Source organism: Saccharopolyspora shandongensis (assembly GCF_900106995.1).
GTDB classification, from domain to species: Bacteria; Actinomycetota; Actinomycetes; order Mycobacteriales; family Pseudonocardiaceae; genus Saccharopolyspora; species Saccharopolyspora shandongensis.
The window spans coordinates 141,610-160,185 of the sequence record NZ_FNOK01000014.1 but is presented as its reverse complement, the minus strand read 5'-3'; the positions used below and the strand labels follow the sequence as shown (position 1 = coordinate 160,185).

Genomic DNA, 18,576 nt, shown 5'->3' with positions numbered 1-18,576 from the left:
GCGGTGAACAGAGGACCTTCGGCCCCGTGACAACACCCCTGCCGACCGCAAGTGTCGAGGCAACTCGTGTCCACTGGAGACGTTCGCGGAGGAAGCCATGACTGTGCGTGAAGGCCACGAGATGCGCTGGGGCGGGCTGGCCGGACTCGCTTCGCTGGTGCTCGCCATCGTCGCGGGGATCCTGCTGCGCAATGCACCGGGCATCGTCGCTTCCCCCGAGACGATCGCGATGTACCTGGCCGGTTCGCTCCGGACGATCATGGCCGCGGTCGTGCTCGCGGCCGCCGCGGTGGCGCTGTTCATGTGGTTCGGCGCCACCCTGGCCACCGCCTTCCGGCTGGCCGACCCCGACAGCGACGCTCCTGCCGTGGTGCTGTCCGGGTTCGCGCTCACAGCCGCCATCGGATTTATGGCCACGGCGGTCTTCGGCGGCATGGCCTACACGCTGGCCTCCTACCCTGCGCTGCTCGTGCTGGCCGCTGTGCCCTACACCGCGCTCACCATCGTGGGCACCATCGCCGGACTCGCCATCGCCCTGCCGCTGGCCGCCTGCACCGTGGCCATGGCGCGCACCGACGTGTTCCCCCGGTGGATGGCGTGGTTCACCGGGTTCGTCGCCGTCATCCGGGTCCTCGGCGCGATCACCGTCCTCGGTGGTGGCGGTGTGCTGATGCCGGGCAGCGCGCTGGCCGGCATGCTCCCCGGGGCGCTGACCGGCTTGTGGATGCTGGTGCTCGGCGGCTACCTGGTCCGCGAACACCTGCCCAGCATTTCCCCGCAGCGACGTCAGGCACCCGGGCCGGCCTGATCCGGCGAGCCGGCGCGGCGACCGGAGCGCGCCGGCTCAGCCACTCGTCCTTTGTGGAGTGCTTCCGTGAGCGAGCAGAGCAGTTATTCGATCGTCGTCGGCGTCGACGGCTCGCCATCCTCGAAAGACGCCCTGCGGTGGGCCGTTCAACAAGCACGTCGTGCGGATGGACGGATCGACGCGGTGATGGTCTGGGACACGCCTGCGTTCTACGACTGGCCCATGCGAACCGCCGAGCAGCTCGACCGCGCCACGAACGAGGCGCTCCGCAGGATCGTCCGCGAAACCGCCGACGAAGCCGACCTCATCAGGATCAGCACGCACGTCGCCCGCGGCCATCCGGCCAAGGCCCTGCTGGACGCCGCCGAAACGGCCGACCTCCTCGTCGTGGGCCGGCGCGGCCAAGGCGCCTTCACCCACGCCCTGCTCGGCTCGATCAGCCAGTACTGCGTCAACCACGCCCCATGCCCGGTGGTAGTCGTCCGCGACGCGAAACCATGATCCCACAACCTATCCACGCCGAGCGGACCCAATTCGGATCCGCGTCGGGGCGGCGACGACCGGGGCCTGCGGAGCCGTTCGCCAACCCGGAGCACCTGGCATTCGGCCGCTGGCACACGTCTCGGCTCGACGCAGGAGCGGGGCGTCCTGCGGCCCGGCACGGGCCGCGGGTGGGCCCATGCTCATGGCCGGCTCTTTCTACGAGGTTCAGCTCACGGCGGTGCGGCCAGGCAGGGTCGGTGATGCAAGAAACTTCGGCGTCGCCTCGGCGTTCTCCTGGGCGCATGCGCCGCAGCCGCCTACGTCAATGCCTTCAGCAGCCGCTCCGCCAGGACCCCGGCAGAGGCCGGGTTCTGCCCGGTGTACAGGTTGCGGTCCACCACCGTGTAAGGCTTCCACATCTCGCCGCGGGTGAAGTCGACGCCCAGGTCGTTCAGTTCGTCCTCCAGCAGCCACCGCGCCTTGGAGGCCAGCCCGACGGCGTTCTCCTCATCGTTGGTGAAGGCCGTGACGCGGTAGCCGGCGAACGGCGAAACGCCGTGGATCCTCGTGGCCAGCATCGCGGCCGGGGCGTGGCAGACGACGGCGAGCGGTTTGCCGGAGGCGAGCGCCGCGGTCAGCAGCCGGCCCGCGTCGGCGTCGTCCCACAGGTCTTCCATCGGGCCGTGGCCGCCGGGGAAGTAGACGGCGTCGTAGTCCTCCAGGCGGGCGTCCGAGAGCTGGATGGGCCGCCGCATCTCCTCCGCGGAGCGGATGATGCCCTCCAGCTCCAGGGCGATCTGAGCACCGCCCGCCATGTCGGGGCGCAGGCTCATCATGTCGACATTCGGGACGACGCCGTGGGGAGTGGCCACCACGACCTGGTGGCCGGCTTCCGTGAGCGCCTTGTACGGTGCCGCGAACTCCTCGGCCCAGTAGCCGGTCGCGTGCCGGGTGCCGTCCTTGAGCGTCCAGTACGTTGCTCCGGTCATCACGAACAGTAGCTTCGCCATGTCGATCACTCCTGCCGTCCAGGTTCGCGGCCCGCGTCCGCGGGCGTCGCTTGATTCCACGGTCGCGCGCGAAGCGGTCGCTCGCATCCGTGCATCGACGAACAGCAGCACGGCCAGGATGATCTCGGCGATGTGCTGCGCGACGTCGGTGTTCAGCGCGATCCCGAGCAGTTTCGGGGACGCCATCCCCGCGGCGACGCCGAAGAGAACCATCAGGACGGGCGCGGCGATGTTCCAACGGTCCAGCTTCGTCGCGGCGAGCGAGCGGGCCAGGACGGCCGTCGACATCGCCAGGAGGGATGCGATCATCACTGGCGGGACTCCACGCAGACCGGCCCCGGTACGGCGGCTGGTCACCGTCCCGCCAACACTGGCCGAGGCCATTCCGGATGCCCGGTAACCGACGGGCGCCTGGCCACACCGACTGATCGCGTGTTCGAAGGCCACAAGACGTCTGAGGAGTGCAGGGTTGGGGTTCGGGAAGGCCGTGGTGATCGTGGCGGGTGGAACGGTTGCAGCAGGAGCGCTGCTGACCGGCGTTTCGCTGGCGATGGAGCGGGGACAGCCGACCGAGCGGACGACCGTCGTCAAGGTTGAGGAGCCGACCGTGACGCTCAGGGACCTGCGGTGCCCACCAACGTTCGAGGCGGGTGAGCCCCGGGAGTTCACGCAGCTGTGCGGGCTGCCGATGAACCGCGACATCGAGCGCCTGATCGTGCCACCCGAGAAGCCGAGTTAGGCGAAAGCTGACCGGCTGGGTCAGGGGGTGAGGACTACTTTCCCGAATTTTCCGGGGGCAGCCAGGCGGGCGTATGCGTCGTCGTAGGCATTGAGAGGGTGGGTCGCCTCGATCGGCACCTGGATTCGTTCCTGCTCCAGGAGCGGTACGACATGGGTGCGGATGCGGTGTGCCAGCAGTGCTTTCTCCGCTGGGCTGCGCCCGCGAATGGTCGTTCCGATGAGGCGGGCGCGTTTGAGCATGAGGTCGAACATCTTCAACGGGGCGGTCATGCCGCCCTGCACGCCGACGATAAGGAAACGTCCACCCGTCCGCAGCAACTTGACTCGGTCCAGACAGTTTTCGCCGCCGACCAGTTCGACGATGATGTCGAACGGTCCATAGTCGACTTCGCCTTCGGGCGTGACAACGTCGACGCGACCGTTTCCGGCCGGCAGCGAGGCGATTTCGCCGTGGAGTTCGGTGCGCCGCACGCTCGCAACCACATCGGCGCCGGAAACGGCGGCGATCTGGACCATCGCCGTGCCGATCCCGCCGGCGGCGCCGGTGACCAGAACCCGGTCCCCGGCCGCGATACCGGCCTGGGTGACGAGCGCATCCCACGCGGTGCTGAAGGCTTCCGGGAACCCGCCGGCCTGCTCCCACGAGATGTTGCCCGGGACCGGGAGGAGCAGATCTGCGGGGACTGCGATGCGTTCTGCGTGTCCACCGCCACCGACCAGAGCCATCACGCGATCTGCGACGCGGACATCGCGCACCGCCGAGCCCAGTTCGAGGACTTCGCCGGAGACTTCCAAGCCGGGGATGTCGGCCGGCCAGCCGGCCGGTGCCGGGTAGTCGCCGCGTGCTTGCTGCAGGTCTGCGGCGTTGAGCCCGGCTCCACGGATGCCGATGAGGACCTGATCTGGTCGGAGAACGGGATCCGGGTGCTTCTGAAGCTCGAACCGGCCATCGACGATGGTGACTGCGCGCATGACGAGATGCTAGGGCCGAGGACGTGCGACACCGCACTTCCTTTGTCCATGGGGCTTTCTTCCTCTGGCCAACCGACGGCGGTCCGGTTTCCCTGGATGCATGCGTCCCGGTGGGTGAGCCGCCCGCCGGTTCCCCGTGCGGCGAGAAGGGGGATGCGAACCATGTCGGTGAGGTCTGGCCGGGAAACCGTCGAGGCGCGGATCCCGCAGCAGATGTCGGGTGGTGCGGTCACGGCCGCACGTGGCTTGGAAGTCCTGCGGAACCCGTTGCTGAACAAGGGGACCGCCTTTACCCAGGTCGAGCGGGACAGCCTGGGGCTGGACGGGCTGTTGCCCTCGGCGGTCACCACGCTCGAGGAGCAGGTGCAGCAGGCCTACCAGCAGTACCGTGCTCAGCCGAGCGACCTGCTCAAGAACGTGTACCTCACGGCCCTGCACGACCGGAACGAAGTGCTGTTCTACCGGCTGCTCAGCGAGCACCTGAGGGAACTGCTGCCCATCGTCTACGACCCGACCGTTGGCGAGGCGATCAAGCAGTACAGCCACGAGTACCGCCGGCCGCGTGGGGTGTACCTGTCCATCGCCGACGTCGACGGGATCCCCCGGGCGTTGGAGAACTTCGGTTCGGGCGCCGAGGACGTCGACCTGATCGTCGCCTCGGACGCCGAGGAGATCCTGGGCATCGGCGACTGGGGTGTGGGCGGCATCGACATCGCCGTGGGCAAGCTGGCGGTGTACACGGCCGCCGCGGGAATCGACCCCGCTCGGGTCATCCCCGTCTCCCTGGATGCCGGCACCGACAACCAGCAGCTGCTCGACGACCCGAACTACGTGGGCAACCGGCACCACCGGGTGCGCGGGCAGCGATACGACGACTTCATCGATGCCTACGTCTCGGCCGCGACGCGGATGTTCCCCCACGCACTGCTGCACTGGGAGGACTTCGGTCCGGGGAACGGCCGCCGCATCCTGGAGAAGTACACCGACCGCATCTGCACGTTCAACGACGACATGCAGGGCACCGGCGCGATCGCGCTGGCAGGCCTGCTCGGGGCCCTCGAAGTGGCGCAGACACCGGTGCGCGACCAGCTAGTCGTCATCTTCGGGGCGGGCACGGCGGGAATCGGGATCGCCGACCAGCTCCGGGACGCGATGGCGCGCGACGGCCTCGACCGCGAGACGGCGATTCGCCGCATCTGGGCGGTGGATCGCCAGGGCTTGCTCACCGACGACATGTCCGACCTGCGAGATTTTCAGGTGCCCTACGCCCGGCCTGCCTCGGAGGTGGCCGACTGGCGGCGCGATGGCGGCGTCGGGCTCGCCGAGGTCGTCGCCCGCGTGCGGCCGACGATGCTGGTCGGTACCTCCACCGCGCACGGCGCCTTCACCGAGGACGTCGTCCAGGAGATGACCGCGCACGTGCAGCGGCCCATCATCTTCCCGCTGTCCAACCCCACCGAGCGCATCGAGGCGATGCCCGCCGACGTGATCCGGTGGAGCGGTGGGAAGGCCCTGGTCTGCACGGGAATCCCGGTCCACCCGGTCACCTACCGCGGGACCACCTACGCCATCGGCCAGGCCAACAACGCCCTGCTGTACCCCGGGCTCGGACTCGGCGCGGTCGTCGCGAGAGCCCGGCGGGTCTCGGACGGCATGCTCCAAGCGGCGGCCGAGGCGGTCGCCGGCATGGTCGACGCGCACACGCCCGGGGCGTCGCTGCTGCCCCAGGTGGACGACCTCCGCGAGGTCTCGGCCACCGTCGCCGCGGCGGTCGCCGAGCAGGCGACCGAGGAAGGCCTGGCCCAGGCCGAGCTGCACGACCCGCCTCGCCAGGTGCGCGAGGCGATGTGGCAGCCCGCCTACCGCCCGGTGCGAGGAGGCTGAACATGCCCGCCCAGCAGCGGCGCGCGCCGCGGATTCGCGAGGTCCCGGTCGGGATCGACGCCACCGGAACCCGGACCGAGAGCGACTCGCTCGGTGCGGTCGAGGTACCCGCCGACCACTACTGGGGCGCGCAGACGCAGCGCTCGCTGATCCATTTCGACATCGGTGACGACCGCATGCCCAAGCCCGTCTACCACGCCTACGGCTACGTCAAGAAGGCCGCCGCGACGGTCAACGCTCGCGCGGGCCGCCTGGCGCCGTGGAAGGCCGATCTGATCAGCCGGGTCGCGGACGAGGTCGTCGCCGGTGACCTCGATGCCGAGTTCCCGCTCTACGTGTGGCAGACCGGGTCGGGAACCCAGTCGAACATGAACGTCAACGAGGTGATCTCCAACCGGGCGATCCAGCTGCTCGGCGGCCGGCTGGGCAGCAAGGACCCGGTCCACCCCAACGACGACGTGAACATGGGCCAGTCCTCCAACGACACCTTTCCCACGGCCATGCACATCGCGGCGGTGCAGGCGATCGACACCGCGCTGCTGCCTGCCGTCCAGCGCCTGCGCGACGCCGCCGCGCGCAAGAGCGAGCAGTGGGCCGACGCGGTCAAGATCGGTCGTACTCACCTGGAAGACGCCACGCCGCTGACCGTCGGCCAGGAATGGTCCGGCTACGTCGGGCAGCTCGACGATGCCATCGACCACCTCCGCACCACCCGGTCCGGGCTGCACCGGCTGGCGATCGGCGGAACCGCCGTGGGCACCGGGCTCAACGCGCCGCCCGGGTTCGGCGACGAGGTCGCCACCGAACTCGCCGCGCTGACCGGCTACCCCTTCGTCAGCGCCCCCAACAAGTTCGCGGCCCAGGGATCGCTGGACGCCCTCGTGCGCACCTCGGCGGCGCTGCGCACGTTGGCGACCGCGCTCTACAAGTTCGCCAACGACATGCGCTGGCTCGGCTCGGGCCCCCGCACAGGCCTGGGCGAACTGACCTTCCCGTCCAACGAGCCCGGCTCCTCGATCATGCCGGGCAAGGTCAACCCGACGCAGGCCGAGGCCCTGCTGATGGTGTGCATCCAGGTCATCGGCAACGACACCGCCGTGTCCATGGCCGGCGCGGAGGGCAACTTCGAACTCAACGCCTTCCGCCCGGTCGTCATCAACAACCTGTTGCACTCCACCAGGATTCTCGCGGACATGTGCGACCACTTCCGCGAGTACCTCGTCGAAGGCGCCCGGCTGAACAACGACCAGCTGGCGAAGAACATCGACAACTCGCTCATGATGGTCACCGCGTTGAGCCCGGTCATCGGCTACGACGAGGCATCCCGGATCGCCCACCGCGCGCTGGACGAGAACCTCACCCTCAAGGACGCGGCGATCAAATCGGGCGTCAGCGAGAAGCTCTACGACGACGTGGTCGTCCCCGAGCAACTCGCCCACCCCGGCGCGGCCAAGCCTCGTCCTTCGGCGTGAGGTACCTCGGGACGAGCCATCCGATCCCGCGCCCATCGCGCTGGGTCGCCAACGCGGCGTTCGGCTGCGGTGTTCACCGCGAGTGCTCGTCGAGAGCGGGCCGGATGCGCACCTGCCCGGCTTCGACGCGACCTCGTACTGGGCGCGCACCGGCCTCGGCCAAGGCTCACGGGTGTCGGCATCGCTGGTCGCCGAGGGGGCCTGGGCGGCCGGTGCGTGGCTGCAGGCCATGCTCGTCGGCGCGAAGAACCCACGCCCGGTCGACCGGCTCAACCCGCCGAACGCGCTGGCGAACGCCTACCGCACCGCGGACGACCGCTGGCTGACGCTGGCCTTCGTCAACGAGGACAAGCAGGTTCCGCTCTTCCTCCACGCCATCGGGCACCCCGAGGCGGCGGAGGACCCGCGCTTCCACGATTCCGCCTGACCGCGGCCACGCGCGGGCGGTCCATGTTTGGAGTCCTGTGCGCACGGAAAACTTTCGAGCATGGACCGGCCCGAGCTGAGCCGCGCCACGCAGCAGATCCGCGTGGCGCCGGAACGGATCACGGCCTGTCTCTTCGACCTCGACGGCGTGCTCACCAGCACCGCCGCGCAGCACATGGCGGCCTGGAAGCAGACCTTCGACGCGTTCCTGCGGGAACGGGAGGGCGAGCACTTCTCGCCGTTCACCGAACGTGACTACCTGGAGCACGTGGACGGGCGGCCGCGGGCGGACGGGGTGCGCCAGTTCCTCGCCTCCCGCGGCATTTCCCTGCCCGAGGGGAGTCGCGACGACCCACCGGCCTCGGACACGATCCACGGTCTCGGCAACCGGAAGAACGAGACCCTGCAGGAGATCATCCGGCAACGAGGGGTGACGCCCTATCCGGGGTCGGTGCGCTACCTGGAGGCGGTGCGGGGCGCCGGCCTCGCCATCGGCGTGGTCACCTCCTCGGAGAACGGCGCGTCGGTGCTGGAAGCGGCGGGCTTGAGCCGCTTCGTGCAAGCGCGGATCGACGGCCTGGTGATCACCGAGCAGAAGCTGCGCGGCAAGCCGGCGCCGGACGCCTTCCTGGCCGGGGCCCGGGCACTCCGCGTCGCACCGGCCGAGGCGGCGGTCTTCGAGGACGCACTGGCGGGCGTGCAGGCCGGCCGGGCCGGCGGGTTCGGGTGGGTGGTCGGCGTCGACCGCACCCACCACGCGGACGAGTTGCGGGCGCACGGCGCCGACGTCGTGGTCTCGGACCTGGCCGACCTCCTGGTCGCGGACCGCTGACGGGCGAGGTGGTGAACGACGTGACGATTCCTCGGCTACCGGGTTACGAGGTCGCCCCGTGGGAGCTGCGGTGGCGGTGGCTGGACCTGGACGCCCTGCGCCGCACCGAATCCACCTTCGCCCTGTCCAACGGCCACATCGGGTTCCGCGGCTCGTTCGAGGAAGGCGAGCCGCGTGGCCTGCCCGGTACCTACCTGAACGGCTTCTACGAGCGGCGACCGCTGCCCTACGCCGAGGCCGGGTACGGCTACCCGGAGGACGGGCAGACCGTGGTCAACGTGACGGACGGCAAGATCATCCGGTTGCTCGTCGAGGACGAACCGGTGGACATGCGCTACGGCTCGGCCCCGCACCACGAGCGCGTGCTCGACTTCCGGTCGGGAACGCTGCGCCGCAGCACGGAGTGGATCTCCCCCACCGGCCGGCGCGTGCGCATCACCTCGGAGCGCCTGGTCTCGTTCACCCAGCGCGCCATCGCCGCGATCCACTACGAGGTCGAGCCGCTGGACGGGCAGGCACAACTCGTGGTGCAGTCCGAACTGCAGGCCAACGAACCGATCGAGCGGGACGTCGACGATCCGCGAGTGGCCGCCGTCCTGGAGGGCGCGCTGATCTCGGACTTCTCCGTGGGCGAGGGCAGCGTCGCCGTACTGGGCCACCACACCCGCCGGTCCGGCCTGCGCATGGCCGCGGCGATGGACCACGAGGTGGACGCGCCCGGTCCGGTGTGGACGGAGAACCGGACAGAGGACGACCTCGCCCGGTTGACCGCGGCCGCCGAGGTGCCGCAGGGGCAGAAGCTGCGGTTGACCAAGTACGTCGCGTACGGCTGGTCCAGCCAGCGATCCCCGCAAGCCCTGCGGGCCCAGGTGGAGGCCGCGCTGGCCGGCGCCCGGCAGAGCGGCTGGCAGGGCCTGCTCGACGAGCAGCGCGCCTACCTGGACGACTTCTGGGAGGCCGCGGACGTGGAGATCGACGGCGACGCCGAGCTGCAGCAGGCGGTCCGGTTCGCGCTGTTCCACGTGCTGCAGGCCGGCGCCCGCGGAGAGAGCAGGGCGATCCCGGCGAAGGGGCTCACCGGCCCCGGCTACGACGGGCACGCGTTCTGGGACACCGAGTCGTTCGTACTGCCGTTGCTGACCTACACGGTCCCGGATGCCGCCCGCAACGCGCTGCAATGGCGGCACTCCACATTGGACAAGGCGCGGACCAGGGCCGCTCAGCTCGGCCAGGCCGGCGCCGCGTTCCCGTGGCGCTCGATCAACGGCGATGAGTGCTCCAGCTACTGGCCGGCCGGCACGGCGGCGTTCCACATCAACGCGGACGTCGCCGACGCCACCGCGCGCTACCTCGCGGCCACCGGGGACGCGGACTTCGAGGCATCTGCCGGGCTGGAACTGCTGGTGGAGACGGCGCGGCTGTGGACGTCGCTGGGGCACCACGACGCGCACGGCCGGTTCCGCATCGACGGGGTCACCGGTCCCGACGAGTACACGGCCGTCGTCGACAACAACGTCTACACCAACCTGATGGCGCAGCGGAACCTGCACGAGGCGGCCGACCACTGCGAGCGGCACCCGGAGCTGGCCGGCGAGCTGGGCGTGGACGACGAGGAGACGGCCCGCTGGCGGGACGCGGCCGACCGGGTGGTGGTGCCCTACGACGACGCGCTGGAGGTGCATGCGCAGTCCGAGGGGTTCACCAAGCACGCCCACTGGGACTTCGCGAACACGCCCCGGGAGGACTACCCGCTGCTGCTGCATTACCCGTACTTCGACCTCTACCGCAAGCAGGTGGTCAAGCAAGCGGACCTGGTGCTGGCCATGTTCCTGCGCGGGGACGCCTTCACCCCGGAGGAGAAGGCCAGGAACGTGGCGTACTACGAGGCGCTGACCGTGCGGGACTCATCGCTGTCCTCGTCCGTGCAGGCGGTGCTCAACGCCGAGGTGGGCCACCTCGGACTGGCCTACGACTACTTCGCCGAGGCGGCCCTGGCCGATCTGCACGACATCTACCAGAACGTGCGCCAGGGCCTGCACATCGCCGCGCTGGCCGGTGCGTGGATCGCCGCGGTCGCCGGGTTCGGCGGCATGCGGGACCACGGCGGCGAGCTGAGCTTCGCGCCCCGGCTACCGCCCGCGCTCAGCCGCATCTCGTTCCGGATGTGCTTCGCCGGCAGCCGGATCTGCGTCACCATCCACCGCGACGAGGCGACCTACGCGCTGCGCCACGGCGAGCCGGTGCAGACCTCGCACCACGGCACGCCGATCCTGCTGAACCAGGGCCGGCCGATCACCATGCCGATACCACCGCCGCCGGAGAACCCCACGCCCCGCCAGCCCGCGGGGCGAGCGCCGGCCCCCCGCCGGATCCGGCCGATCCCCGGTGGCTGAGCTCATCGGCTCAGGCCCGATTCTCGCCCCCGGGGCGGCGGTCCGCCGGGCGCACCGGCGGGATCGGATGGCTGGGCCAGCGTCGCGGCCCCGACCACAGGGAGGGCACGGCGTCGGTCGCCGCCGCTAGCGCGTACGCGGTGGACTCGTAGTTGACCCGCCAGCCCCGGAAGTGCGGCCACGCCTCCTCCGGAGTGCGCTCCACCGGGAACCCGACCTCGGTCAGCCGCGCGACCGCGGCGCGGTATTCGCCGTACGACAGCCGAATTCCGGAGTCCGGATCCGGGTCCTCGTCGACCGGGATGCCCACGGCGAACGCGATCTGCCGCAGAGCGGTGAAGCCCATCCGCAGGCACAGCCGCGGCTCGATCCGGTCGCGGCTCGGGCACAGCGCGAGCAGCAGTGCCGCCGAGTCCAGCACGGCCAGCAGCCCGACCAGCCACGAATGCCGCGGCTGCGGGGACCGGAACCAGACCAGGACAGGGTAGTTGCTGTGGCTCTCGCCGATGTCGGCCGCCCACCTCTCCCAGAGCCGGTACAGCTCCGTGAGGTCGTCTTCGCCGAGCTGGGTGCCGTACCTGGTGCGGGCGAGCAGCTCCGGGCCCCACGGCGGAGATCCAGCCCGCGCCGCCAGCAAGGTCACCTCGGTCTCGCGGCGGTTGAACGCCGAGTACAAGGTCGGCAGGTAGGCGATCTGGAGGGCCACGATCAGAAGTCCCGTTCCGGCCGCGAGGAAATCGATGACGCTCGGCCCGGCGGTGGCGGTGGTGGCGAACCCCAGCGTGAACAACGACGAGCCGGCCTCCCGAGCCGACTCGGCCAGACCCGGCTCCCACGGGAACAGCAGGAGGGTGTAGCCGAGGAAGTAACCCGCGAGCCAGGTGGCCAGCATGACGGCGAGGAAGGTGACCGGCTGCGCGGCGAGAATCCGGTCCCGCGTCGGGTAGTCGGGCGCCGACCTGGTGAGCAGCACGAAGAGCGAGTTCACCGCCCGGCGGACCGAACGCGTGAGCCCGCTGGGACGCGCACGGGTGATGACCAGCGTGCGCGCGACGCTCACCGTCACCACCGCCACGAGCAGACCACCCATGACGGCCGCGCCGATACCACCGGCCGCCCTGCCGTCCAACTGCCCCATGCACATCCCGGATTCATCCACTGTGGACTTCCCTGGCCCGTTCAGCCGACCGAACCGAGCGTCCGTGCGGCTGTTTCACTTCAGGAACGCCGGGCGTAGCGCGCTACCTCGGCGGCTTTCCCTTCGGTGGTCCCGTCCCCGGAGCCGACGGCTCTGCGCGCGTGGTTGCCACGGCGGCGTTTCCACGCACCGCCTCAACCCGGCCAGCGCGCAGCGCCCTCTCGATCGCGCCGAGCATCGAATTGACCCGAAGAGTCTAATGTCGATTGCGGTAGTGCGGATAGAGGATGCCGGGCAGGTGCTCGCGGTGGCGATGCGCCGGGCTCCCGGCCGGAGCCGGACGTACATCATCGGTCGGCCTTCCCCGGGACGCGCAGGGACCAACGAACCTGGTGCGCCACCAGCTCGGGAGCGGAGACTGGTGAGAGCCGGAGAGATGCCTCCAGGTGAGCAGCGTGCGGACGCCCCCGCCGACTGCGACAGGCCCGAGAGCTCCGCCCCAAACCCGGCGCCACACGAAGAACCGATGACGCGCGAGGCTTTTCGATGACCACCGAACCCACGTACCTGATCACCGGTGCCGGCGGCGGAGTCGGCGGGATCAGCCCGCTCGTCGTGGAACACCTCCTCGCCCACCACCTGGCGGTTCGCGCCATGGTCCACCACGACGACGCCCGGGCCGAAGCGCTGCGCGACCTCGGCGCGGATGTCATCGTCGGCGACCTCACCAACCCCGTGCACGTCGCCGCAGCCACCGACGGCATCAACCGGATGTTCTTCAGCATGAGCGTCTCGCCGGACTACCTCGAAGCCACCGCCGTCGTCTGCGCGGCGGTCCGCGAACCGCCCGGCCTCGAAGTCCTGGTCAACATGTCGCAGATGACCGTCTCCCAGATGACGGCGACGAGCACGGCGGAATCCCACCAGCAACGCCTGCACTGGCTGGCCGAACACGTCATCGACTGGTCCGCGGTCCCGGCAGTGCACATCAGACCCACGGTGCTGCTCGAGAACCCGCTGTTCGCCGTGCTCGCCGCGCAGTCGATCCGCGACCACGACACGCTGGCGCTGCCCTTCGGAACGGGCCGCACCTCCCCCATCGCCGCCGACGATGTCGCCAACGTGGTCACCGCAGTCCTGCGCGCACCGCAACGCCACATCGGCTCGGTGTACGAACTGACCGGCCCCGAGACCCTGGGCATCGACGAACTCGCCCACGAGTACTCACGCGCGCTGGGTCGACCGATCACCGCCGCGCACCTCTCCTACGACGAGTGGTTCGACCAGATGACGAGCACCGACCTGAATCCCCACGTGCAGCAACACATCGCCACGATGGCGAAACTGCACCGCGACGGCCGCTACGACCGCGCCACCACCGACGTCGAGAAGATCACCGGCCAACCCGCCCGAACAGTGGAGCAATACGTGCGAGAACGGCGCGAGGAGTTCAACGGCCGGCAAGACGGGCCGTAGGGAGAGCGAACCGAGTTCGCGGCGCCTCGTTCGCGGGAGGTTCCTGGCGAATACGGTGCCGGTAGCCCGAACTCAGCGCATCGAGCGATGGTCGGCGCTGTGGCGGAGCGGTACCGGCCTCGTCGACACTCGAGGCATGCACCTGCTGCTGATCGCCGACACGCACGTCCCGAAACGCGCCAAGGCCCTGCCACCGGAGATCTGGGACGCGGTGGCAGCCGCCGACGTCGTCATCCACGCCGGCGACTGGGTCGATGTCGCGCTGCTGGACGAACTAGAGGCGCGCAGCGCACGAATGATCGGGGTGTACGGCAACAACGACGGTCCAGAACTGCGAAACCGGCTTCCCGAAATCGCCCGTGCCGAGCTGGACGGAGTCCGGCTCGCCGTGATCCACGAGACCGGCTCCGCGCAAGGCCGGGAAGCCAGGTGTGACCGCTCGTTCCCGGACACCGACGTGCTCGTGTTCGGGCACAGCCACATCCCGTGGGACACCACCACGCCCGGCGGTCTTCGACTGCTCAACCCCGGTTCGCCCACCGATCGCCGCAGCCAGCCGCACTGCTCGTACGTGACTGCCGACATCTCCGACGAGCAGATCCGGAACGTCGAGCTCCACCGCCTACCGCGCCGCACCGGCTGACCCCACCGCGAACACCGTCCGTGCACGGCCAGCTCACCAAGCTCGCGGTGCTGCACCTCGATCCGCCGCGCGGCACGGAGCAGATCCATCGTCCCGTTCTCGTCGACGAGAACGGATCTGAAGCCATCACCTCCTCAATAGTCCGCCGAGTCGTCGTCGGTCATGCCAGGATCAGCGGAGTAGTCGTCATCGGTCATGCCCGGGTCGACGGAATAGCCACCGTCGAGCGAACCCGGGTCGACCGAGTAGCCGCCATCGGTCATGCCCGGGTCGACGGAATAGCCGCCATCGAGCGAGTCCGGGTCGACGGAATAGCCACCGTCGAGCGAACCCGGGTCGACGGAATAGCCGCCGTCGAGCGAGTCCGGGTCGACGGAATAGCCGCCGTCGAGCGAGCCCGGGTCGACCGACATGTTGGGTTCGTCGGAGTAGCCGCCCGACATGTTCGCATCCGCCGACATTCCACCCATGTCATCCGTGCCGGGGAGGCACATGCCTGCGCCCTGCTCGGACGCGGCAGCCTCGGCTCCCGCGTCAGCGGGGTCTACTTCGTGCGGGAGGTCCTCGTCGTCCACCACCTCCATGCCGCGGACCGCGTCGACTCCTTCCCCGGCGATGCCGCCGATTCCTCCGCCGATCTCGCTACCTGCCCAGCCCGTTCCGGGCGGGCCGAACTCCGCACCGGCAGCACCTCCGATCATGCCGCCGATCGCCTTTCCGGCCCGCTCGCCCGCGTGCTCGTCGCTGAAGTCGCCTTCCTGGACGGGCCCGGGGAACGGGACGCCGCTGTCGTTCGGATATCCAGGATTCGCTTTCGGTCCCACGTCTTGCACAGGACCCTCCTTCCCAGTCCGCCGAGCAGAACGCGCGCTCCAGCCCGACGGGCACCGATGTTCGAACTCAGGCGACCCGCTGCCGAACGACAGCAGGTCGCGACTGCTCCGGGGTCACCCGGTCGGCTCGACGAGGTCGCCCAGCATTCCCTCGCAGGTGCGAATCAGGACGTGGGCCGCGGCGACCGACTGCCGCAGGCTCGCGGGGTTCTCCGCCCGGCTCTGCCAACGGGCCAGCGCCTCCTGCGCGGCATTGCGGATCGCTCCCTGGTCGGCCTCCGGCGCCAGCCCGAGGCGGCGGGCCGGGGCGATTCCCGAACTTCCCAGCAGTCGCTCGGCTGCCGCGACCTCCTCCTCGGTGAGCCCGGCGGGGTCTTGCCGCAGGGAGTTGAGCAACCGGAGCTCGGCGATCTCGTGGGCGCCGGCCCACACCCGCTCCGTCTCCGCGACCAGTTGTTTGTTTCCCTCCAACGGCATCTGCCGCAGCACCGTGCCCAGCGCCTGCAGCACCGATCGGGACTTGAGCACTTCGGCCCGGGCGGCGAACTGGGTGCCCAGCGCCGCGACGAGCTGCCGCAGCCCGGAGTTCTCGATGAGCATCGCGGCCAGCTGCACGGAACTGCCGCACTTGCCCGACCGGATCAGCTCGATGCCCAGCCGCAGCCCGTACAAGCCCAGGCGGTCCAGCAGCCGGCTCCGCCCTTCGGCGTCGACTTCGGCGGGGCAGTCCAGCTTGACGAAGCGGTCCACCGAAACCAGTGTCGGTGCCAGTTCCTCGGTCGGCGCCCTGGCCAGCAGTTCCAGCGCGTGGAATTCCTCCTCTCGCAGGGTCCGCCCGGTGTAGGCGAGCAGCCCGGTCACCGGCAGCACCGTCTGGCACAGCCGACGCACCTGCTCGTTCTTCCGGTAGGAATCGGCCACGCGCGCCGCGCTCGCCATCGAATCCATCTTGCCCGCGCCGATCTCGTCGGCCCGCGACAGCACGCCCACCGCGTTGACCGGTGTCGGTTGCACGATGTCGTCGTCGTGGAACGCCTCCAGCAACCGGATGTCCTCGCGGTGCGCGTAGCGCATCAGGTACAGCACCGCATCGGCCGGCGTGACCCGGCCGTTCGCCGGGGTCAGGAAGTCCTGGGCCCGCTCGGAGATGTCCGCCGACACCGAACCGATCCCCGGCGTGTCGATGAGCATGAAGTTGCGCAGCGCGGTGGACGGCCACTCCACCACCAGCCGCTCCACGTCGGCGGCCCGGGCGCCGCCGAGGTCGATCACGATGGCGCGGCCGTCCGGGCGGGCGTACCGCACCTCGCGTGCCTCCCCCTGCCTGGGCTGCAGCACCACGCGACACCCTTCGCCGTGCTGGAACCAGGTGACGATGCGGGTGCACTCGCCCGCGTCGGTGGCCGCCAGCTCCTCGCCGATCAACGCGTTGAGCAGGGTGGACTTGCCGGCCTTGACCTTGCCCGCGATGGCCACCCGCAGCGGCTGCCGCACCCGCACCGCGAGGGTCTGCAGCGATGCCTCGGCCGGGGTGCCCGCGTAGGCGGTGGCCGCCGACCGGATCAGCCCGTCAACCTGCTGGATGAGCGATGGGTTGTTCATCCCGCACCCCGCCTTCACTTGCCCGGAAGAGTGTTTCGGCTTTCCTGCGCAGCATTGCCACGGACCTGCGGGCCTGCTCCATCTCGGGCAGGCGGCGCTCCCGCTGGTTCTTGTCGGCCTGCAACGACTTCTTGGCCGCCGCCACCGACTGCGCCGCCGCGTTCTGCAGTTCCGCCGCGCGCTGGGAATAACCCTGCCGCATCTCGCGCTGCATCCGGCGGATGGTGTCCTTGGAGTCCTTTGCGATGTGGAACTTCAGGTCCTCGGTGTACTGGTTGACCGCCGCCCTGGCCTTCTGGCGGCGTTCCTGCACGTCGCGCTTGGCTCCGGAGTGCAGTCCGCCGACGCCGCTGAGGACGCTGAAGGCCATCGACACCGGGTTCATCCCGGACGTCAGCGCCACCCGGCCCACGGTCTTGAACAGCAGCATGCCGGTGCGCATCCCCTTGGTCTTCAGGCTGGCCTTGACGATCTCGACGTCCTCGGCCGCCTCCTCCAGCTCCTTGATCAGGTCCGTGGGGGCCTCGGCGTGCACTTCCACCTCGGTGCCCTGCTGTTCCTCGGCGAACTGCTCGGCCACCGACTTGCCGAGTTCGGCGACGCATTGCTGGAGCAGCGTGTAGTTCTCCACCACCTCGGCGGTCAGCCGGCGCCGCATCCACGCCTGGATCTCGTCCCAGGTCTTCGCCGGATCTCCTTCGTTGATCGCCTTGTTGGCCTCCTTGGTGAGATCCCGGAACCGCCGCCGCATGTCGAAGTCCACATCGGACGAGATGTTGCCGAAGCCGTCACCGAGCGTCTGCTGCCAACGCGCCCCGGTGGCGCGCAGCGACTCGGCCTTCTTCCCCGCCGCCTGCAGCTTCGCGACGAGCTCCTTGCCCTGCGCGGGATCGGCCAGCGCCTTCTGCCGGGTCGCCAGCACCTGGTCGACCTGGCCCAGCACGTCGTGGAAGTTCGCGGCGACCGCGGTCAGCGTGAGCCGTTCGATGTTGGCGACGACTTTCTGCCCGAGGTAGGCCAGTAGCGGCACGCAACCCGACTCCGCGAACAACCGCTTGTCGCGCTTGAGCGCGGCCTGCGCCTGCAATGCGGTGGCCACCGGGAACACCGGGATCTCCAGACCCGCGGCACGCAGGTGCGCCTTGTCCTGCTCGACGATCAGCCGCCACTGCGGGTAGAGGTCGATCTTCGTCACCGCGCAGACCACGCTCGGGCAGAGGTTCTTCGCGGATTTGAGCAGTTCGATCTCCGTGGCGGTGAGTTCCTGCGCGGCGTCGGTGGCGAACACCAGCGCGTCGGCGGCCGACAGCACGCCGTAGGTGGGCGCCTCCGCCGTCTCGCTCAGGCCGCCGACCGGCGTGTCCACGAAGGTCACGCCCTGCGACAGCAGCTGGTTCGGGATGCCCACGTCCACCCACATCAGTTTGTTGCCCTCGCCGTTCGGCGGCGCCTCGGTGACCTGCCTGGGAACTTCCTTCAACGGCGCGGTCACCCGGCTGGCTTCCTTCTTTCCGTTGCCGCTCGGCTGGTAGGTCAACGTGACGGTGGGTTTCTCGGCGTAGGCGATCGACATCGGCACGGCGGTGGACGCGGTGTCCACCACCGGGCAGATCGGCACGTTGACCAAGGCGTTGACCAGCGAGCTCTTGCCCTTCTTGAACTCGCCGACCACGACGATGCGGATCAACCGCTTCTTCCGGTCGGCCAAGTGCTTCCGGTCCGCGTTCAACCGCCGGACCAGGTCCTTGCGCCCGCTCTTCTCGGCGAGCTTGCTGGCCGCGGCCAGGACGGCTGCGACGCCGTCCACCCAGTGCGCGGAGCCCCCCTCGGGGGGCTTGGGTTGCTGCGATGGCTCTGTCATTG

Annotated in this window: 16 protein-coding genes; 10 read left to right on the top strand and 6 right to left on the bottom strand. The window is 69.8% G+C overall.

Annotation, left to right across the window (positions count from 1 at the left end; genetic code table 11):
• Positions 1-97 precede the first annotated feature (97 nt).
• Positions 98-808, top strand: coding sequence for a hypothetical protein (locus tag BLW84_RS17470; RefSeq protein WP_245761211.1), 711 nt, complete (start codon positions 98-100; stop codon positions 806-808).
• Between the two features lie 66 nt (positions 809-874).
• Entirely contained in the window at positions 875-1,309 is a 435-nt protein-coding gene (locus tag BLW84_RS17465; RefSeq protein ID WP_093266587.1) for a universal stress protein, read from the top strand.
• 299 nt (positions 1,310-1,608) lie between these two features.
• Here BLW84_RS17465 and BLW84_RS17460 read toward each other — a convergent pair whose 3' ends face one another.
• Positions 1,609-2,610 (bottom strand): type 1 glutamine amidotransferase domain-containing protein, encoded by a 1,002-nt coding sequence (locus BLW84_RS17460; protein ID WP_342743156.1) that lies wholly within the window; start codon positions 2,608-2,610, stop codon positions 1,609-1,611.
• Between the two features lie 160 nt (positions 2,611-2,770).
• Between BLW84_RS17460 and BLW84_RS17455 the strand changes: the two genes are divergently transcribed.
• Complete coding sequence (locus BLW84_RS17455) at positions 2,771-3,040, top strand: hypothetical protein (RefSeq protein WP_093266586.1); 270 nt, start codon at positions 2,771-2,773, stop codon at positions 3,038-3,040.
• A gap of 20 nt (positions 3,041-3,060) precedes the next feature.
• Here the strand turns inward: BLW84_RS17455 and BLW84_RS17450 are convergent, their stop codons facing one another.
• On the bottom strand, positions 3,061-4,014 hold the full coding sequence (locus BLW84_RS17450; protein WP_093266584.1) for an alcohol dehydrogenase catalytic domain-containing protein: 954 nt from the start codon (positions 4,012-4,014) through the stop codon (positions 3,061-3,063).
• Positions 4,015-4,176: 162 nt separating this feature from the next.
• On the opposite strand from BLW84_RS17450, the gene BLW84_RS17445 reads away from it, so the two are divergent.
• The 5 genes from BLW84_RS17445 (at position 4,177) to BLW84_RS17425 (ending at position 11,021) form a co-directional block, all read left to right on the top strand.
• Positions 4,177-5,898, top strand: a complete 1,722-nt coding sequence (locus BLW84_RS17445; RefSeq protein WP_093266583.1) for an NAD-dependent malic enzyme — start codon at positions 4,177-4,179, stop codon at positions 5,896-5,898.
• A gap of 2 nt (positions 5,899-5,900) precedes the next feature.
• Complete coding sequence (fumC, locus tag BLW84_RS17440; RefSeq protein WP_093266581.1) at positions 5,901-7,370, top strand: class II fumarate hydratase; 1,470 nt, start codon at positions 5,901-5,903, stop codon at positions 7,368-7,370.
• Positions 7,371-7,452: 82 nt separating this feature from the next.
• The gene (locus BLW84_RS17435; RefSeq protein ID WP_177226519.1) at positions 7,453-7,797 is read left to right on the top strand and encodes a CoA transferase; all 345 of its coding nucleotides are present in this window, start codon (positions 7,453-7,455) and stop codon (positions 7,795-7,797) included.
• Between the two features lie 60 nt (positions 7,798-7,857).
• The gene (locus tag BLW84_RS17430; protein WP_093266578.1) at positions 7,858-8,628 is read left to right on the top strand and encodes an HAD family hydrolase; all 771 of its coding nucleotides are present in this window, start codon (positions 7,858-7,860) and stop codon (positions 8,626-8,628) included.
• Between the two features lie 20 nt (positions 8,629-8,648).
• A complete protein-coding gene (locus tag BLW84_RS17425; RefSeq protein ID WP_245761210.1) occupies positions 8,649-11,021 on the top strand; it encodes a glycoside hydrolase family 65 protein in 2,373 nt (790 codons plus the stop codon).
• A gap of 10 nt (positions 11,022-11,031) precedes the next feature.
• On the opposite strand, the gene BLW84_RS17420 is transcribed toward BLW84_RS17425, so the two are convergent.
• Positions 11,032-12,159, bottom strand: coding sequence for a hypothetical protein (locus tag BLW84_RS17420; RefSeq protein ID WP_093266648.1), 1,128 nt, complete (start codon positions 12,157-12,159; stop codon positions 11,032-11,034).
• A gap of 546 nt (positions 12,160-12,705) precedes the next feature.
• Between BLW84_RS17420 and BLW84_RS17415 the strand changes: the two genes are divergently transcribed.
• Both BLW84_RS17415 and BLW84_RS17410 read left to right on the top strand, forming a co-directional pair.
• Complete coding sequence (locus BLW84_RS17415) at positions 12,706-13,635, top strand: NAD(P)H-binding protein (protein WP_093266575.1); 930 nt, start codon at positions 12,706-12,708, stop codon at positions 13,633-13,635.
• A gap of 136 nt (positions 13,636-13,771) precedes the next feature.
• Complete coding sequence (locus BLW84_RS17410) at positions 13,772-14,278, top strand: metallophosphoesterase family protein (RefSeq protein ID WP_093266573.1); 507 nt, start codon at positions 13,772-13,774, stop codon at positions 14,276-14,278.
• Positions 14,279-14,412: 134 nt separating this feature from the next.
• Here BLW84_RS17410 and BLW84_RS17405 read toward each other — a convergent pair whose 3' ends face one another.
• From BLW84_RS17405 to BLW84_RS17395, 3 genes are all read right to left on the bottom strand, one after another.
• Positions 14,413-15,111 carry a hypothetical protein gene (locus BLW84_RS17405; protein ID WP_093266572.1) on the bottom strand — a complete coding sequence of 233 codons (699 nt, stop codon included), beginning with the start codon at positions 15,109-15,111 and terminating at the stop codon, positions 14,413-14,415.
• A gap of 114 nt (positions 15,112-15,225) precedes the next feature.
• Positions 15,226-16,713 carry a dynamin family protein gene (locus tag BLW84_RS17400; protein ID WP_093266646.1) on the bottom strand — a complete coding sequence of 496 codons (1,488 nt, stop codon included), beginning with the start codon at positions 16,711-16,713 and terminating at the stop codon, positions 15,226-15,228.
• The gene (locus tag BLW84_RS17395; RefSeq protein ID WP_093266570.1) at positions 16,682-18,574 is read right to left on the bottom strand and encodes a dynamin family protein; all 1,893 of its coding nucleotides are present in this window, start codon (positions 18,572-18,574) and stop codon (positions 16,682-16,684) included. The genes BLW84_RS17400 and BLW84_RS17395 overlap by 32 nt, the downstream gene beginning before the upstream one ends.
• Positions 18,575-18,576 lie beyond the last annotated feature (2 nt).

Excerpts from the sequence above, each read along its gene's own strand:
- BLW84_RS17395 (WP_093266570.1), bottom strand. The coding sequence starts at position 18,574 with ATGACAGAGCCATCGCAGCAACCCAAGCCCCCCGAGGGGGGCTCCGCG.
- BLW84_RS17450 (WP_093266584.1), bottom strand. The coding sequence starts at position 4,014 with ATGCGCGCAGTCACCATCGTCGATGGCCGGTTCGAGCTTCAGAAGCAC.
- BLW84_RS17470 (WP_245761211.1), top strand. The coding sequence starts at position 98 with ATGACTGTGCGTGAAGGCCACGAGATGCGCTGGGGCGGGCTGGCCGGA.
- BLW84_RS17460 (WP_342743156.1), bottom strand. The coding sequence starts at position 2,610 with ATGATCGCATCCCTCCTGGCGATGTCGACGGCCGTCCTGGCCCGCTCG.
- BLW84_RS17415 (WP_093266575.1), top strand. The coding sequence starts at position 12,706 with ATGACCACCGAACCCACGTACCTGATCACCGGTGCCGGCGGCGGAGTC.
- BLW84_RS17420 (WP_093266648.1), bottom strand. The coding sequence starts at position 12,159 with ATGGGGCAGTTGGACGGCAGGGCGGCCGGTGGTATCGGCGCGGCCGTC.
- BLW84_RS17445 (WP_093266583.1), top strand. The coding sequence starts at position 4,177 with ATGTCGGTGAGGTCTGGCCGGGAAACCGTCGAGGCGCGGATCCCGCAG.
- BLW84_RS17430 (WP_093266578.1), top strand. The coding sequence starts at position 7,858 with ATGGACCGGCCCGAGCTGAGCCGCGCCACGCAGCAGATCCGCGTGGCG.
- fumC (WP_093266581.1), top strand. The coding sequence starts at position 5,901 with ATGCCCGCCCAGCAGCGGCGCGCGCCGCGGATTCGCGAGGTCCCGGTC.
- BLW84_RS17400 (WP_093266646.1), bottom strand. The coding sequence starts at position 16,713 with ATGAACAACCCATCGCTCATCCAGCAGGTTGACGGGCTGATCCGGTCG.
- BLW84_RS17410 (WP_093266573.1), top strand. The coding sequence starts at position 13,772 with ATGCACCTGCTGCTGATCGCCGACACGCACGTCCCGAAACGCGCCAAG.